The 15,496-nt window shown below is 69.4% G+C and carries 20 protein-coding genes; 4 read left to right on the top strand and 16 right to left on the bottom strand.

The window, feature by feature from the left end; translation table 11 throughout:
* Positions 1 to 39: 39 nt before the first annotated feature.
* Positions 40 to 834 (top strand): HAD-IIA family hydrolase, encoded by a 795-nt coding sequence (locus I4Q55_RS07300; protein ID WP_206785248.1) that lies wholly within the window; start codon positions 40 to 42, stop codon positions 832 to 834.
* A gap of 37 nt (positions 835 to 871) precedes the next feature.
* Complete coding sequence (locus tag I4Q55_RS07295; RefSeq protein WP_206785247.1) at positions 872 to 1,672, top strand: metallophosphoesterase family protein; 801 nt, start codon at positions 872 to 874, stop codon at positions 1,670 to 1,672.
* Here I4Q55_RS07295 and I4Q55_RS07290 read toward each other — a convergent pair.
* From I4Q55_RS07290 to I4Q55_RS07230, 13 genes are all read right to left on the bottom strand, one after another.
* On the bottom strand, positions 1,669 to 2,043 hold the full coding sequence (locus I4Q55_RS07290) for a YccF domain-containing protein (protein WP_206785246.1): 375 nt from the start codon (positions 2,041 to 2,043) through the stop codon (positions 1,669 to 1,671). The genes I4Q55_RS07295 and I4Q55_RS07290 overlap by 4 nt on opposite strands.
* The gene (locus I4Q55_RS07285) at positions 2,043 to 2,789 is read right to left on the bottom strand and encodes a PhzF family phenazine biosynthesis protein (RefSeq protein ID WP_206785245.1); all 747 of its coding nucleotides are present in this window, start codon (positions 2,787 to 2,789) and stop codon (positions 2,043 to 2,045) included. The genes I4Q55_RS07290 and I4Q55_RS07285 overlap by 1 nt, the downstream gene beginning before the upstream one ends.
* 47 nt (positions 2,790 to 2,836) lie before the next feature.
* Positions 2,837 to 4,234, bottom strand: coding sequence for a hypothetical protein (locus I4Q55_RS07280; protein WP_206785244.1), 1,398 nt, complete (start codon positions 4,232 to 4,234; stop codon positions 2,837 to 2,839).
* Between the two features lie 14 nt (positions 4,235 to 4,248).
* The gene (locus tag I4Q55_RS07275) at positions 4,249 to 4,806 is read right to left on the bottom strand and encodes a DUF3558 family protein (protein WP_206785243.1); all 558 of its coding nucleotides are present in this window, start codon (positions 4,804 to 4,806) and stop codon (positions 4,249 to 4,251) included.
* Positions 4,803 to 5,300: a hypothetical protein gene (locus I4Q55_RS07270; protein ID WP_206785242.1), complete on the bottom strand. Its 498-nt coding sequence runs from the start codon at positions 5,298 to 5,300 to the stop codon at positions 4,803 to 4,805. The genes I4Q55_RS07275 and I4Q55_RS07270 overlap by 4 nt, the downstream gene beginning before the upstream one ends.
* Before the next feature lie 72 nt (positions 5,301 to 5,372).
* Positions 5,373 to 6,074: an ESX secretion-associated protein EspG gene (locus I4Q55_RS07265; protein WP_307793145.1), complete on the bottom strand. Its 702-nt coding sequence runs from the start codon at positions 6,072 to 6,074 to the stop codon at positions 5,373 to 5,375.
* Between the two features lie 22 nt (positions 6,075 to 6,096).
* Positions 6,097 to 7,281, bottom strand: coding sequence for a helix-hairpin-helix domain-containing protein (locus I4Q55_RS07260; RefSeq protein ID WP_206785241.1), 1,185 nt, complete (start codon positions 7,279 to 7,281; stop codon positions 6,097 to 6,099).
* Positions 7,278 to 7,721, bottom strand: a complete 444-nt coding sequence (locus I4Q55_RS07255; protein WP_206785240.1) for a hypothetical protein — start codon at positions 7,719 to 7,721, stop codon at positions 7,278 to 7,280. The genes I4Q55_RS07260 and I4Q55_RS07255 overlap by 4 nt, the downstream gene beginning before the upstream one ends.
* Positions 7,718 to 8,293: a 4Fe-4S single cluster domain-containing protein gene (locus I4Q55_RS07250; RefSeq protein WP_206785239.1), complete on the bottom strand. Its 576-nt coding sequence runs from the start codon at positions 8,291 to 8,293 to the stop codon at positions 7,718 to 7,720. The genes I4Q55_RS07255 and I4Q55_RS07250 overlap by 4 nt, the downstream gene beginning before the upstream one ends.
* The gene (locus I4Q55_RS07245) at positions 8,281 to 8,496 is read right to left on the bottom strand and encodes a DUF2997 domain-containing protein (protein ID WP_206785238.1); all 216 of its coding nucleotides are present in this window, start codon (positions 8,494 to 8,496) and stop codon (positions 8,281 to 8,283) included. Before I4Q55_RS07245 ends, I4Q55_RS07250 begins: the two co-directional genes overlap by 13 nt.
* On the bottom strand, positions 8,493 to 10,124 hold the full coding sequence (locus tag I4Q55_RS07240; protein WP_206785237.1) for an AAA family ATPase: 1,632 nt from the start codon (positions 10,122 to 10,124) through the stop codon (positions 8,493 to 8,495). The genes I4Q55_RS07245 and I4Q55_RS07240 overlap by 4 nt, the downstream gene beginning before the upstream one ends.
* 37 nt (positions 10,125 to 10,161) lie before the next feature.
* A complete protein-coding gene (locus I4Q55_RS07235) occupies positions 10,162 to 10,470 on the bottom strand; it encodes a hypothetical protein (protein WP_206785236.1) in 309 nt (102 codons plus the stop codon).
* A gap of 289 nt (positions 10,471 to 10,759) precedes the next feature.
* Complete coding sequence (locus I4Q55_RS07230; protein WP_206785235.1) at positions 10,760 to 10,909, bottom strand: hypothetical protein; 150 nt, start codon at positions 10,907 to 10,909, stop codon at positions 10,760 to 10,762.
* A 165-nt stretch (positions 10,910 to 11,074) separates the two neighbouring features.
* Between I4Q55_RS07230 and I4Q55_RS07225 the strand changes: the two genes are divergently transcribed.
* Positions 11,075 to 12,733, top strand: coding sequence for an AMP-binding protein (locus tag I4Q55_RS07225; RefSeq protein ID WP_206785234.1), 1,659 nt, complete (start codon positions 11,075 to 11,077; stop codon positions 12,731 to 12,733).
* Positions 12,734 to 12,859: 126 nt separating this feature from the next.
* Here the strand turns inward: I4Q55_RS07225 and I4Q55_RS07220 are convergent, their stop codons facing one another.
* Together I4Q55_RS07220 and I4Q55_RS07215 are read right to left on the bottom strand one after the other, a co-directional pair.
* On the bottom strand, positions 12,860 to 13,816 hold the full coding sequence (locus I4Q55_RS07220; protein ID WP_206785233.1) for a R2-like ligand-binding oxidase: 957 nt from the start codon (positions 13,814 to 13,816) through the stop codon (positions 12,860 to 12,862).
* Complete coding sequence (locus I4Q55_RS07215) at positions 13,813 to 14,412, bottom strand: TetR/AcrR family transcriptional regulator (RefSeq protein WP_206785232.1); 600 nt, start codon at positions 14,410 to 14,412, stop codon at positions 13,813 to 13,815. The genes I4Q55_RS07220 and I4Q55_RS07215 overlap by 4 nt, the downstream gene beginning before the upstream one ends.
* Before the next feature lie 95 nt (positions 14,413 to 14,507).
* On the opposite strand from I4Q55_RS07215, the gene I4Q55_RS07210 reads away from it, so the two are divergent.
* Positions 14,508 to 15,131: an HAD family hydrolase gene (locus tag I4Q55_RS07210; RefSeq protein ID WP_206785231.1), complete on the top strand. Its 624-nt coding sequence runs from the start codon at positions 14,508 to 14,510 to the stop codon at positions 15,129 to 15,131.
* Here I4Q55_RS07210 and I4Q55_RS07205 read toward each other — a convergent pair.
* On the bottom strand, positions 15,128 to 15,370 hold the full coding sequence (locus tag I4Q55_RS07205; RefSeq protein WP_206785230.1) for a hypothetical protein: 243 nt from the start codon (positions 15,368 to 15,370) through the stop codon (positions 15,128 to 15,130). The genes I4Q55_RS07210 and I4Q55_RS07205 overlap by 4 nt on opposite strands.
* Positions 15,371 to 15,496 lie beyond the last annotated feature (126 nt).

Genomic DNA, 15,496 nt, shown 5'->3' with positions numbered 1-15,496 from the left:
TGGACCGCAGGTGTCTCGCGCGCGTGATAGGTTCCGACCATGAACGAACGCCGGTGGACGTACCTCTCCGACATGGACGGCGTCCTGGTGAAGGAGGAGCACCTCGTCCCGGGGGCCGACGAGTTCCTCGCCGAGCTGAAGGCGAACGGCATCGACTTCCTGGTGCTGACGAACAACTCGATCTACACCCCGCGCGACCTGCGGGCGCGGCTGGAGCGCACCGGGCTCGACATCCCCGAGGAGTCGATCTGGACCTCGGCGCTGGCGACCGCGAAGTTCCTCTCGTCGCAGCGGCCGAACGGCTCGGCGTACGTCATCGGCGAAGCGGGCCTCACGACGGCGCTGCACGAGGTCGGCTACGTGCTGACCGAGCGTGACCCCGACTACGTCGTGCTGGGCGAGACCCGCACGTACAGCTTCAGCGCCATCACCCGCGCGATCCGGCTGATCGAGGGCGGCGCGAAGTTCATCGCGACGAACCCCGACGCGACCGGCCCCAGCCTGGAGGGCTCGATGCCGGCCACCGGGTCCGTCGCGGCGCTGATCGAGAAGGCCACCGGGCGCTCGCCGTACTACGTCGGCAAGCCGAACCCGCTGATGATGCGTTCGGCGTTGCGCCGGTTGGGGGCGCATTCGGAGTCGACCTTGATGATCGGCGACCGGATGGACACGGACGTGCATTCGGGCATCGAGGCCGGGTTGCAGACCATCCTGGTGCTCACCGGCATATCCACCCCGGAGTCGGCCGAACGCTATCCGTACCGGCCCACGATGGTGATCGACTCGATCGCCGACCTGATCGGGCGAACCGGGGACCCGTTCGGAGAAGGCTGACCGCCGGCCGGGTGGCCGCAGGGCATATCGTCAGCGGATGAGCAAGTCGACGTACGTGGTCGGCGACGTCCACGGGCACCGTGACGAACTCGCCGACGCGCTGAGATCCGAAGGCCTGGTCGACGAGGAGGACAACTGGTCCGGTGGCGAGGACCAGCTGTGGTTCCTCGGCGACTTCGTCGACCGCGGCCCCGACGGCGTCGGCGCGATCGACCTGGTCATGCGGCTCGAGCAGCAGGCGGCCGAGGCCGGTGGCCAGGTGCAGACGCTGCTGGGCAACCACGAGATCCTGGCACTGGGGATGTACCACTTCGGCGACGAGCCGGTGCCGTCGGACTTCGGCCCGCGCAGCTTCGCCCGCAGCTGGGAGATCAACGGCGGCCTGCTGGCGGACCAGGACCGGCTGACCCCGGAGCACATCGAGTGGCTGACCGCGCGCCCGCTGGCCGCCGTCGCCGCCGACCACCTGCTGCTGCACTCGGACACGCTGGAGTACCTCGACTGGGGCTCGTCGATCGACGAGATCAACGAGGCGGCTCGCGAGATCCTCGAGGGCAGCGACATCGAGGCGTGGTGGGACGTCTGGCGCCGGATGACCACGCGTTACGCCTTCCGCGGCCCGGACGGCGAGGAAAACGCGCAGAAGCTGATGGACGTCCTCGGCGGGTCGCGGATCGTGCACGGGCACAGCGTCATCGCCGACCAGCTGGGCATCCACCCGACGCAGATCGAGGGCCCGTTCCTGTACGCCGGCGGCAAGGCGCTGGGCGTCGACGGCGGCCTGTTCGTCGGCGGGCCGTGCCTGGTGGTCGAGCTGCCGTTCTCGCCGGAGTCCTAGGGGATCTCGACGATCTCCTTGCCGAGCGGCACGAGGGACACCGGGATCATCTTGAAGTTCGCGATGCCGAGCGGGATGCCGATGATCGTGACGCAGAGCGCGATGCCGGTGAAGACGTGCCCGAGCGCCAGCCACCACCCGGCGAAGACGAACCAGACGACGTTCCCGAGGCAGGAAGCGGCGCCGGCGTCCCGCCGGTCGACGACCGTGCGGCCGAACGGCCAGAACGCGTATCGCGCGATCCGGAACGACGCCAGCCCGAACGGGATGGTGACGATCAGGACGCAGCAGATGACGCCGGCGATCAGGTAGCCGACGGCCATCCAGAAGCCGCACAGGACGAGCCAGATGATGTTCAGCAGCGTGCGCATCAGACGTGCAGCTCCCCACTCAGGACGGTGACGGCTTGGCCGGCGAGGTGGACGCGGTCGCCGTCCTGGCGGGTGCGGACGATGCCGCCGCGCGCTGACGCCTGTTCGCCGGTGAGTTCTGTTTTCCCGAGCCGCTCGGACCAGTAGGGCGACAGGATGCAGTGCGCCGAGCCGGTGACGGGGTCTTCGTCGATGCCGACACCGGGGGCGAAGAAGCGGCTGACGTAGTCGGTTTCGTCGCTTTGCGCGGTGACCAGCAGCCGCCCGGTCCAGGTGTCCTTGAGTTTGCCGAGGTCCGGTTCGAGGGTGCGGACGGTCTTCGCGTCCTTGACGACGGCGAAGAGGTTTTCGACGCCGCGGCCGGTGTACTCGACGTCGACACCGGGGAGGATTTCGGACAGGTCGTCGTCGGTCGGCCGCGGTGGATCGGAAGGGAAGTCCAGCTCGACCCAGCCGTCTTTCGCGGTGGCCCGCAGTTCGCCGCCTTTGGTGAGGTAGGTCTGTTCGCCGCCGAGAACGTGGGTGACGGCGAGGGTGGCGTGCCCGCAGAGGGCGACTTCGACGGCGGGGGTGAACCACCGGAGCGACTTCGTGGCGGTGACGAAGAAAGCGGTCTCGGCGTGCTTCATCTCGGCGGCAACGGCTTGCATCCAGGCGGGGTCGGCGGGTTCGTCCAGCAGGACAACCCCGGCGGAGTTCCCGGCGAACGCGCGATCGGTGAAGGCGTCGACGATGAAGAAGCGCATGCTTCCAATCTAGCTGTGGATCTTCCGGTTCCCCTCGGGCCTGTCCCTTAGGTGGTCTCCCCGATGGTCGGCTTCACGATCTTTTCGCCGTCGGGTCCACGTTCCGGCTTGAGATCGAAGACATCGTCGTCGACGGCGTACTTGTTCTTGTGTTCCTTGTCATCTTCCTTCTTTTTGCCGGCCGCGCCCGCGGGTCCGGCCGCGCCGTCTTTCCCCTTGGCCGCGGCGGCCGCGGTCGCCCCGCGTTCGAGCCGTTCGCCGGTCTTGCCCCCGCTCTTGCCGCCTTCGGCGGGCATTTCCTTGGGCGCGACACCGGCGCTCCCGGAAACGCGCGAACCGGCGAACCCGCTGCCGGCCCGCCCTTTGGCGCGGGTGGTGTCCCCACCACCGGAGGCACCACCACCGGCGGCGGTCCCGGGCATGGCGAGTCCGTCGGGAGTGAGCCGCCCGAAGGTGCCGGCGGCGGGCGCGGTGCGGAGGTTGGAGTTGCCGCTGAAGGTGCCGGAGCCGCTGTTGGTGCCGCCACCGGTGCCGCTGCTGGTGCCGGGAGGGACGTAGGCGGGCGGCGTGGCACCGGGCGGGTTGGGGCCCAGGTTCGGCCCCAGACCTTGACCGGGGCCTTGGCCGCCGCTGCCGCTGGTGCCGCCGGCGGTGGGGGTGCCGGTGAAGCTGGAGCCGCCGGTGCCGTGGAAGCCGCTCACGGAGGTGGAGTCACCCTGCCCGAGCTGGGGCGGCGGGGTGTAGGTGGGCTGGGTACTGGCGGTTTCGTGGTAGGTGGAGTCGAGGTTCTGCAGAACCTGGACGGCCTGCTGGTGAGCGGCATCGGCCTGCTGCTGCTTGGCCTGGATGCCGACCATGGTCGTGTTCATCCCGATGAGGTTGCCGGATTCGTACTGCTGCCGAGCCTTGTCCATCTCGGCTTGCTGATCGAAGCCGGTGGGCTCGGGCATGTTGGTCTTGGCGTAGTGAGCGGCCGCCGACTGCTGCGAGTAGTGGTTGGAGACCAGTTGCATGGCGTTGCCGGTCTGTTCGGTGTGGCCGGCGGTGCTCTGGAAGAAGCTGTTCGCCTGTGCCGCGGCGGGACCCTGCCACGACCCACCGGCGGCGGTGGCGGCGTCGCGGAACTGGTTGGAGGCATCGGCCAGCCAGTTCCCGTAGACATTGGCCACCCGGCTGCGGTCGTTGATGCCCTCGATGTCGAGGTCTTTGTGCACCATGTCGTAGAGCACTTCGTGCGGGCTGTTCGCGTAGTTCTCGCCGGGGGCCGGTGAATCGCCCCGCAAGGTCTGTCCCTCTTGCAGGAGTTTCCCCTGCGCAACCGAATAGTCCGACGCGGCTTTCTGCGTCAGCCGCTGTGCGTCCTCGTTGCCTTGAAGCTTCTGTTCGGTGGCCGCGTAGTAGTCACCCTCCGACTGGCGATGCTGCGCCCGGTGTGACTGACTCATGGCTGGACTCCGTCTCAGTTCTTCGGCAGTAGCGGTTCGACCTTCTCGGCGATGGCTTCGACCTGGGCGCAGGCGGTCGCGGTGTCCGACCCCGAACTGACCAGTACCAGCGCCCGCGAGTTGGGCTTCACTTCCAACCACACACCGCACTGTCCGGATGAATTCTCTGGTTCACGTTCTTCGACCGCCGGGCGCCCGTTGACATTCCCCTCACTTGCTTGGCTCGGGTTGCCAACATTATCCCGGTAGTTCTGTCCAGTCTGAAGGGAGAGAATTACATCCACACCCGGCGAGTCACCCGATGTGGCCTTCGAAGTGCGACAGCTTTCCTTGGCCCGGGCGACAGTCGGAGTTGCCCGGGGGAAACCTTGCCCGGCGAGTGCTTCGTCGAGCATGGAGCATTGGTTCAAGCCCGAAAAGGGCGAAGTGCTCGGGCTGTTGGTTCCAGGAGGTGTCGATTGGGCCGCTGATGAGCTGGCTGTCGCTTGTCCTCCTACCTGACTCGTGCAGCCTGTCAGCCCCAGAGCAACAGCTAGCGCGGCCAACGCGCGCGGAGCACGGCGTGTGGTCACTGCTCTTGCAGTCCCTTGTTCAGCTGGGCGAAGGTCATGCTGTGGGCATCCTCGGTCTCGCGATAATTCTTACGGGCGATAACCATTGCTTCGCGGGCCTGATGAACCCCGTCTCGCATTTTGATGAGGTTGGGGATCAAAGATTCCTCATCGCCGTCGGCGACCTTGACGTTGAAGGCTGCAACGGACTTGGCGTATTCGCTGCTGCCCATGTTAGCCGCGGTGGACAGGAGACTGACGTCACCGATCATTCGGCCGAAGCCGTCGAGGAAGAAGTCGCAGGCCTTCATGTACGCCTGGAAGCCCTCTTCGTTCACCGCGAACTGGCCGCCCTCGGCGAGGGACTTCAAGTGGTGGCCGCCGTCGCTGACGCGCTGTGCCGCTTCCGAGTCCGCCGGGCCCTCGAGCAGGCCCGACAGGAAGTTCGTGCCGGCGTCTCCGGCGGCAGGGGGTGGTGTGAACGACCCCGGTGCGCCGAACTGTGCACCGCTCATGACGCCCCTCCCGTCGTCCTGGGACCACCCTGCGTGGTCCCTTCGCACTGTACTAGTGACGAACCGGTGGCGTCAGTGGTTCCGGCCACGCTCGTGGAGCCAGCTCCGCAGGTGAGAACCATCCGAAGGGGTGAATCGGACGCGGGTCTCGCGGCCGGGGAGGGGCTCGCTGACCATCAAGAACCGGCCGCCGTCGTTGTCGATGAACGTCACTGAGCCGACCGGGTGAAGTGCGCCCTGGCCCTGCCGGGCCGACAGCTCGAACGTGCCGTAGCGGTGCAGCGGCCACGCCGAGAACTCCGCTGCCGCGGCGGTGTCCTCGCGGGTGCCGGGGGTGACGAACGTCAGCTCCGCCAGCGGCACCGGCGGGTAACTCGGCAGCATGCCGACCACCAGGTCGACCAGCCGGTCCGGCCGCGTCTGCGCGAACAGGACCTCCTCGCCCGCCAGCTCCGAGAACACCCCCAAGCCGTGGCCGATGGTGGCTCGGTAGAACACCTGGCGGCCGTCCGACACCTCGGCCGCCCGGACGATGATCAGCACCTCCGGCTGCGTCCACGCGCGGAGCGTCTGCTCCACCTCGATGTCCAGCTTCTCCGGGCCCGCCAGCCCGCGCGCCCGCATCGACTCCCACGCCGCCGCCAGGATGCGCTCGTGTTCCTCCAGCGTGTGGCCCGGGCTGCGGATCTCGAACGGATGCCAGTGCGCCGGGAGACCCGTGCGCCGGACCGCGGCGGTGACCTCCGTCAACCCCAGCGAGAATTCCTCCGGCACGTTCCCACCGTAGCGGAACCCGTCAGATGTCCAACTGACGAACGCCCGTCTCGGGCAACGTCACCCGGCCGGCCGTCGCCCGTCCGCGCAAACGGACGATCTCGTGTGGCTGCAACCCGATTGCCACTCCGAACGCCTCCACGTCGGGAAAGCCGCCCTGCCGCTGCCGCAGCTCCAACGCCGTCGCCACCCGGGCCGGCGACAGGCCCGGCAGGCGCCCCAGCTCGTCTCCCGAAGCCGCGTTGACGTCGACCAGCGCGACCGGTGCGGCCGGCGGAGGGGCCAAAGGCAGTACATAAGCCTCGAGCACGTCGTTCTGCCGCAGATCCCGCGTCCCCAGCCCGACGGTGAACACCCGCGACCCCGCCGAACTGCTCACCGCGACCCCGTCCCGCGCCAGCGAAAGCACCGGGAGCCCCGAAGCGACCACTGTGCTCCGCTCGTTGAACGTCGTCCCGATCGGCCGCAGCACCCGGACGCTCGCCCCTACCGTGAACGCCGCGCTGCGCCCGTCCGGCACCTCGACCGCCGCCACCAGCGAGCCGGTGCCGAGGTCGCTGACGCCGTGCACCACCGCCGTCCCGTTGCGCCGCTCCCCGGAGTTCGGTGAGGGGAACGTCCTCAGCGCGTCCCCGGCCGGCGGTGGCGCGTCGCACTGGAAGCCCAGCAACACCGTTCCCCGCTGACCCGCCGGCAGCTCCTCCACCGGACCGGCCGGCCCGAACAGCCCGAGCACCCGCATCGGCCGGCCACCACGCGACAAAGAGCACAACGCACCGAACCGCAGGACGCCGTCCCGGACGAGCACCCGCACGTGGAACCCCGTCAGCTGGTCGAACGCCGGCGCCGCCACCGAGGCGACCGCCTCCGGACGGCTCATGTCCGGTCCGGCGGCCTCGTCGGTGTACAGCTCCAGCGCGTCACCCTTGCCGAGGTCGCGCCGGCCGACGGCGACGAACACGTCCTTCAGGAACCCGGCTTCCGTCACCGGCTCGACGGTGCTGGAAAAGAACTTCTTCCGCACCATGATCCCGAGGCGCAGGTTGTCCTCGACGATCCGGTCGCCCCGGAGCAGCCGCGCGCGGGCGCCGCGGACCGCGCGGCCCGTGCTCACCTGGCCGCCGGGCAGCTCCCCGAGACCGGGGACGGTGACCGAGTCGTGGATCGCCTTGCCGAACTCGATCAGCCCGACCCTGGTCTCGGTCACGACGTGGCGGCCAGCGTGACGCTGACCGACTGGTCGGCGTTGACCCGCTCCGACTCGACGCGCATGCCGGCCCGCGCCGCCCGGTCCTTCAGCCGGGCCAGCACCGCCCGCTGCACTTCGGCCGCGTACGCCTCGTCGACCGACAACACCAGCCGCGACGCTTCCGCTTCGGTAAGACCAGGCCCGTCGACGTGCGCCACCTGGACGCCCTCGGGGCCGTAGCCGAACGTGATCCGCCTGCCTTCCCACGCGGCCGTGACGGACGTGCCGTCGTCGGTGACCTGGGCCCGCAGCCCGACGAGCGCGCGGCCCAGCAGGTCGCGGTGGCGCATCCGGGTCCGCACGGTGACGACTCCCGGCCGCGCCTGCGCGTGCGCGGCGATCGTGGCCGCGTCGAGCTGGGCCAGTGCCTCACTGCGCAGCTTGAGCGTGACACTCATCGGCGTTCCCCTTCGAGCAGCGCTTCGAGTACTTCGGTGGTGGCGAACCCGTTCAGCTCGATCGCGCCGTCCGGGGCGATCGTCAGTTCCAGGCGGTTCGGGGTGGTGAAGATCGACTCGTCGTAGCGGTCGGTCAGGAAGTGGAACCGCTGGTTCGCCGACCCCACCCACGGCCGCGACGGCTCCGGCCGATCCGCCAGAAAAGGCCCGTCCACCAGCAGGTCCGTCGAGGCGAGCAGCTCCGACGGTGGCAGGTCCTCCAGCACGTGCCCGGTGAACGTCATCACCGAGAGGCCGGCGGCCCGGACGGCGGCGGCGAAGCGCCCCAGCGGCTCGGCCTGGTCGAACGGCTCACCGCCGAGCAGCGTGACGCCTTCGATCCCGGAGACGGCGAGCACGCGCGACACCAGGTCCGGCCACGACAGGGAAAACCCGCCGCGGGTCGTCCACGTCTGCGGGTTGAAGCACCCGGGGCAGCGCACCGAACACCCCTGCGTCCACACGGCACACCGCAGGCCGGGCCCCTCGGCGGCCGTCGTGTCGACGATCCGGTGGAGGTTCAGGAGTTCCATTGCGACTGCTGCTGCGAAGCGGTGTCTTCCACGGACGCGGAAGCGCGCCGGTAGTCCTCGGTGAACTCCGACGTGACGGTCTCCGCGCCGAGCAGGTCCTCCAGCAGCGGGATGTAGTCGAGGCACTTCGAGCCGGTCACGCCGTGGGTCTCGGCGCTGATCGAGCCGTCCTTGCCGATCGTCACGGTCACGCGGTGCGTCATACGTCGATCGTCCTCCCACTCGGTGCCGCCGGGGGCGGCGGCGCGACGACAGGCTTGGGAGCCGCGACGTCATCGCTGGTGTCCGTCGCGGCGACCGCGCGGGTCTCCGCCCAGTTCCGGATGGCCAGGATCTCGTCGGCCTGGGTGACCGACAGCGGCACGGTCGACCGCACCGCCCGCACGAGGTCGTCCCGGCGCAGCGGCCGCTTCTCGGCGAACGCGTCGACCAGGCCGGACAGCACGGCCTGCTCGATCTCGGCGCCGCTGTAGCCCGCGCTGACGTCGGCGAGCTCGGCGAAGAGCGCGTCGTCCAGCCGCAGTTCGCTGCCCACGAACGGATCGGTGACGCGCTTGCGCAGGTGGATCCGCCAGATCGCGATGCGCTCGGGCGCCGAGGGCAGGTCGACGAAGAAGATCTCGTCGAACCGGCCCTTGCGCAGGAACTCCGGCGGCAGCGAGCCGACCTGGTTCGCGGTGGCCATCACGAACACCGGTGCCGATTTTTCCTGCATCCAGGACAGGAACGTACCGAACACGCGCCGCGCGGTGCCGCCGTCACCGCCGCCGCCACCCGCGCCGGCGAGGCCCTTCTCGATCTCGTCGACCCAGAGCACGCACGGCGCGATGCCCTCCGCCGTGCGGATCACCGTGCGGATGTTCTTCTCGCTCGACCCGACGAGCCCGCCGAAGACGCGCCCGAGGTCGAGCCGCAGCAGCGGCAGCCGCCACATGTTCGCGACGCACACCGCGGACAGGCTCTTGCCGCAGCCGGGCACGCCGGTGAGCAGGAGGCCCTTCGGCGCCGCGAGGTTGTACGCCGCCGCGGCGGGTGTCCAGGTGCCGGTGCGCTTGGTCAGCCACCGCTTGAGCCGGTCGAGGCCGCCGACGGCGTCGAAACCCGTCTCCGCCGGCACGATGTCGAGCATCCCGGACCGCCGGACGGCCTGGCGCTTCTCGGCGAGGATCAGCTCGAGGTCGCTCGGATCGAGCCCGCCGCCCTCGACCAGGGCCCTCGCGAACGCGTTTTCGGCTTCCGGCAGCGTCAGCCCGCGCGCGGCGGCGACGATCGCGTCCCGGTCTTCGCGGTCGATGGTGACCCGGACGTTCTGCCGGTGCGCGGCGACCATGCTGTCCAGCAGCTCGCCGATCTGGCGCTGGTCGGGCAGCGGGAAGTCGATGACGGTGGCGTCGTGCTCCAGCTCCGTCGGCACGGGCAGCGACGGCGACACGAGGATGAGGCTCAGCGGCACCGGCCGGGTCTTGAACGCCGCGGCGAGCTCCCGCAGCCGCCGCACGACGTCGGGATCGGGCCGGTGCCCGCCCTCGGCGACGAGCGACGGGTGCAGGTCGGCGAACACGAAGACGGCGGGTTCGCCCCAGCCGTAGACCCGTTCGAGCGCGGCGGCCGCGCTGCGGGTTTCGTTGATCGGCGGCCCGCCCGCGGGCGCCAGCCCGGTGGTGGACGACCAGACGTAGACGCGCCGCGGGGTCCGCAGCCGGTGGGCGTCTTCGGCGACCGCGCGGATCTCCCGCAGCACTCGCTGCTCTTCGTGCGTCTCGACGGCGAGCAGCGGGTAGCGCGCTTGCAGCAGCTGGGTCAGCTCGTCGCGAAACCCCTGGCCCGCCATCGATCGCCCCCTCGAAGTTCGTGCGGACCTTACCAACTCACGCGTCGACGACGAGGATCTCGTACGTCGGGCTGGTGGGCGGGGTGCCGCTGTAGATGTGCGAGTTGACCACGGCGAGGTGGTTGCCGATCTTGATCGCCGAGACCGGCTGGTCGAACGGCGGGTCGGTGATCGTCCCCGCGGGCGTGCCGTGGTCCAGGCCGCCGTCGAGACACCACCGGGTGATCTTGTCGTCGAGCTGCACCGCCCAGAGCCGGTTTCCTTCGAGCACGAGGCTGACGACGCTGGGCGCGGTCACCCCTGCGATCTCCTTGCTGATCCCGGTGCGCGGATCGATCGTGTACACCTTGCCGGGAATCGTCGCGCCGACCAGCAGGGTGGCCGGTCAGTGGAAGGGTGCGTGGGGACCCGAGCCCACCGGCCACGAAACGGCACGAAGAACAGCTGCGGGGGGGGTATGGAGTCGTTGAACCACGCGCCCTGCGGCGTCACCACACGTCGTTGACGTAGGACGTCTGCGAGTCGCCGAAGGTGAAGTCCGCAACCATAGGCCAAGACCCTAGCCACAACTGTCTCAGTTTGAGACAGTTGTGGCTAGGGTTCAAGAGGCGCCGCCCGGGCGGCGCGGACTCCAGTCAGGAAAGGAACCCGGTCAGCGCGCCCGGTCCCATGGCGATCTCGATCATCGCCTGGGTGCGGACGTCGTAGACATAAGCCTTGCCGCCGATCGCGCCGGCGACGAACAGCAGGTCGTGGCGCCGGTCGAAGTCCACCCCGGCCGCCATCAGGCCGGCGCGACCGGAGTGAGCAGCAGGATCGCCGCGGCCAGAGCCAGGATTCCGCGCATCGGGTCCCCTCCCTCGTCCCCGGGGGATCCTGCCACCGTGCTGGCTGACCCGGCACCTGATTCCTAGACTCGTCGCTAGTCACCGCCGACTTCAGGAGGCACCATGCCTGACGCGCCCGCCCTGCCGAGTTACGCCTCGGGGGTCTCGGAGGTTCCGCTGCTCGGGGACACCATCGGCGACAACTTCGACCGGACGGTGGCCGCCTTTCCCGAGCGGGACGCGCTCGTCGACCGGGCCGCCGGGCGGCGGTGGACCTACCGGGAGCTGGCCGCCGAGGTGACCGCGCTCGCGCTGGGGCTGGTCGCGCGGGGCATCGGCAAGGGGGACCGGGTCGGCATCTGGTCGCCGAACCGGGCGGAGTGGACCTTCCTGCAGTACGCGACGGCGAAGATCGGCGCCGTTCTGGTCAACATCAACCCCGCCTACCGCGCGCACGAGCTGGAATACGTCCTCAACCAGGCCGGCATCCGGCTGCTGGTCGCGTCGGACAAGTTCAAGACGTCCGACTACCCCGCGATGGCCGACGAGGTGCGCGAGAAGTGCGCCGCGCTGGAGCAGGTCGTGATCCTGGGCGGCGAGGACTGGCAGGCGCTCGTCGACGCGGGCCGCGGGGGTGATCCGGCGCGGCTGGCGCACCTGCAGGCCGGGCTGTCGGCCGACGACCCGATCAACATCCAGTACACGTCCGGGACCACCGGCTTCCCCAAGGGCGCCACGCTGTCCCACCACAACATCCTCAACAACGGCTACTTCGTCGGCGAGCTGTGCGGCTACACCGAGCAGGACAAGGTGTGCATCCCGGTGCCCTTCTACCACTGCTTCGGCATGGTGATGGGCAACCTCGCGTGCACCAGCCACGGCGCCTGCATGGTGATCCCGGCACCGGCGTTCGACCCGCGGGCGACGCTCGAAGCGGTCGCGGCCGAGCGGTGCACGTCGCTCTACGGCGTGCCGACGATGTTCATCGCCGAGCTCAACCACCCGGACTTCGACAGCTTCGACCTCACCAGCCTGCGCACCGGGATCATGGCGGGCTCGCCGTGCCCGGTCGAGGTGATGAAGCAGGTCATCGACCGGATGGGCATGAGCGAGGTGTCCATCTGCTACGGCATGACCGAGACGTCCCCGGTGTCGACGCAGACCCGCGCCGACGACTCGATCGAGCGCCGCGTGTCGACGGTCGGGCGGGTCGGGCCGCACCTGGAGGTCAAGGTCGTCGACCCCGAAACCGGCCTCACGGTCCCGCGTGGCGAGCCGGGGGAGCTGTGCACGCGCGGCTATTCGGTGATGCTCGGCTACTGGGAGCAGCCGGACAAGACGGCGGAGGCGATCGACGCGGCCCGCTGGATGCACACCGGCGACCTCGCGGTGATGGACGACGACGGCTACGTCAACATCACCGGCCGCATCAAGGACATGGTCATCCGCGGCGGCGAAAATCTGTACCCGCGCGAAATCGAGGAATTCCTGTACACCCACCCGGACATCCTCGACGCGCAGGTGATCGGCGTCCCGGACGAGAAGTACGGCGAAGAGCTGATGGCCTGGGTGAGGATGCGCGAAGGCGCTTCGCCGTTGACCGCGGAGAAGGTGCGCGAGTTCTGCAGCGGGAAGCTGGCGCACTACAAGATCCCGCGGTACGTCCACGTCGTCGACGAGTTCCCGATGACGGTGACCGGCAAGGTCCGCAAGGTCGAGATGCGCGAGAAGTCGATCAGCCTGCTGGGCCTGGAGCAAGCGGCGGCGACGAAGCACGCCTAAACCGGTCGAGGCGCTCGGGCGTGGGTCCTTCGCGATTCCGCGAAGGGAGGCGACTGATGATCATCCTCGGCTGGGAGTGGTGAAGATCCGGGTGGGGCACCTCCGCGGAGGTGCCCCACCCGCGTCTCAGCCCACCGCCGCGGCGGCCTCCGCGATCGCCTTCGCGTCTTCTTCGCCGAAGGTCTCTTCGAGCTGCTCCGGCGAGTAGTCGACGTCGATCTGCTCCACCGGCATCCCGCGCGCCGACTCGATCGCGCCCAGCCGGCGCTGGGCCCGGTCCGCCGCGTACTGGACGATCTCCTGCGGGTCGTTGTCGAACGGCAGCTCCTCGAACTGGTCCTGCACCCACTGGATCATGTTGAGCGCGTGCGGCAGCAGCTCGCCCATCCGCTGCTGCACCGCGTCCCACAGCGAGTCGTCCGCGGCGACGTGCCGGCGGCAGGTGAACGTGCCCCAGGCCATGTGGCGGCGCTCGTCGTCGCCGATGCGGCGGACCAGTTCCTGCATGCCCGGCAGGATGTCGTGCTGGGTGCAGATCAGCTGCCACGAGTAGTAGCCGGTCAGCGCGAGGCTGCCCTCGATGACGTGGTTGTACGTGACGCTCGCGCGGATCTGGTTGAGCGGGCTGGGATCGTCCTCCAGCGCCCGCAGCGACTGCGGCAGCTCCTCGTAGAACAGCTTGCGGTAGTGCGGGTTCTCGGCGACGAACGGGTGCAGGTCCTGGGTCAGCCCGACGGCGTCCATCCAGCGCCGGAACACCTCCGTGTGCTTGGCTTCCTCGAAGCAGAACTGCGTCAGGTACATCTCGTCGCCGAACCGGCCGGTCGCCGACATCGCCCGCATGAACGGCTGGATGTCCTCGGTGACGGCTTCTTCGCCGGCGATGAACTGCGCGACCAGGTACGTCGTGCTCCGTTGCTGCTCCGGGTCGAGCGTGTCCCAGCCTTCGCGTTCCCGGCTGAAGTCGATGTCCGCCGGGTTCCAGAACTTCCTGTTCCCCTTGACGAACAGCCGCAGCGGGAACGAGTCCCAGTTCAGGCCGCCCTTGCGCAGCGAGGAGAACCCGGATCGGAGTTCGGTCATCGTTTCACTCCATTGTGGACGAATTGGCGGATGGCGGGTGCCAGCACCGCGGTGACGGCGTCGGCCGCTTCCGTCGCCGAGTGCGTCGAAAGCACCAGGTGCGACAGGGAAAGGCGGACGGCGGTCTCCGCGAGCAGGGCCGCGGCTTCGGGCGACAGCCCGGGTTCGAGCTCGCGGTACTGCCCGGCGGCGAGGTCGGCGGCCGCGGTGAGGATCGGCTCGCCCCTGGACGTGAGCAGTGGCAGCAGGTCTTCGCCCGCTTCGGTACCGAGCGCCGCCGCGACCAGGCGGTTTTCCCGCGCGTGCTCGATCGTGTAGACGACGGCGTGGTGGATGCCCGCCAGGAGCCCGTCCGCCGTTTCGAACCGCTGCCGGATCCCGTCGAGGAACTCCGCCGCGGTGCGCAGCGCCACCGCCTGGGTCAGCGCCGCCTTGTTCCCGAACTCGTTGTAGACCGTCTGCCTGCTCACGCCGGCCTTGGCGGCGACGTCGGCCATCCGCAGGCCCGCGTGGCCACGGTCCGGCAGCAGGTCGGCGGCGGCGTCGAGCAGCGCCTCCCGTAGGGACGCCTTCGTCCGCTCGGTGAAGCTGGTCACACTTTCACCTTGACACAGATCGCTCTGCTGTCAAGGTGCTGTACACGGTCGGTTTGCACGTAAACTTGTCGGTGCCTCGGGTTACCGTGTTGATCGTGGGCATCACCGTGGGGTTCGACCTCGACATGACACTGATCGACGCCCGGCCGGGCATGGCCGCGGCGATGAACGCGCTGGGCGTCGAATCCGGCCTGCCACTGGACGGCGAGGCGTTCGCGGCCAACCTCGGGCCGCCGCTCGACGACATCCTGCGCGGCTTCGAGGCGCCGGAGGAGCGCATCCCCGGGCTCGTCGACCGGTTCCGCGCGATGTACCCCGAGGTGGTCGTGCCCAGCGCGGTCGCGCTGCCGGGCGCGGCCGAGGCGCTCCGCGCGGTCCACAAGGCGGGCGGGCGCACCCTGGTCGTCACGGGCAAGTACGGGCCCAACGCCCAGCTGCACGTGGACGCGCTCGGGCTCGACGTCGACGAAGTCATCGGCGAGCTGTGGTCGACGCAGAAGGCCGAGGCGCTGCTGGCGCACGACGCACGAGTGTATGTCGGAGATCACGCGGGCGACATCCGCGGTGCCCTCGCGGCCGGGGCGATCCCGGTCGGTGTCACCACCGGGCCGTGCGATCGCACGCTCCTGCTGAGCGAAGGAGCGGAAGTGGTGTTCGAGTCGCTGACGGAGTTCCCGGCGTGGTTCGAGCGGACGTTCGCGGGGAGCGTGGTGCCTTAGCTCTCTTTCTTGGCGCGCGCCTCGATCACCAGCGCGATCAGGCCCAGCAGCAGGCCCAGCGGCGTGATGACCCCGGCGGCGACCGACAGCCAGATCGGCAGGTTCTCCAGGCCGGCGGCGAACATGATGAACACCGCCAGCACGGCGAGCATGCCGAGGCCGAACAACCCGATGCCGACGCGCATCAGGAACGGTTTGCCGGGAGCGGCCACGCCCGCCTCCTTCGTCGTGCTCTTCATGAAGCAAGAGGGTATCCGCCGGTATCGACTTCTCCCCAGGGCATGTGGCGAGATACCCTTTACCCAGCGCGCCCTGGGTACGCCCCGGGCGCGTTAGTCGTGAGCGGACAGCAGAAGGACTGGTGA

The organism is Amycolatopsis sp. MtRt-6 (genome assembly GCF_017308975.1).
GTDB lineage: Bacteria > Actinomycetota > Actinomycetes > Mycobacteriales > Pseudonocardiaceae > Amycolatopsis.
Note: the sequence above shows the minus strand (reverse complement) of the source record. Positions and strands in the feature narration are given on the sequence as shown.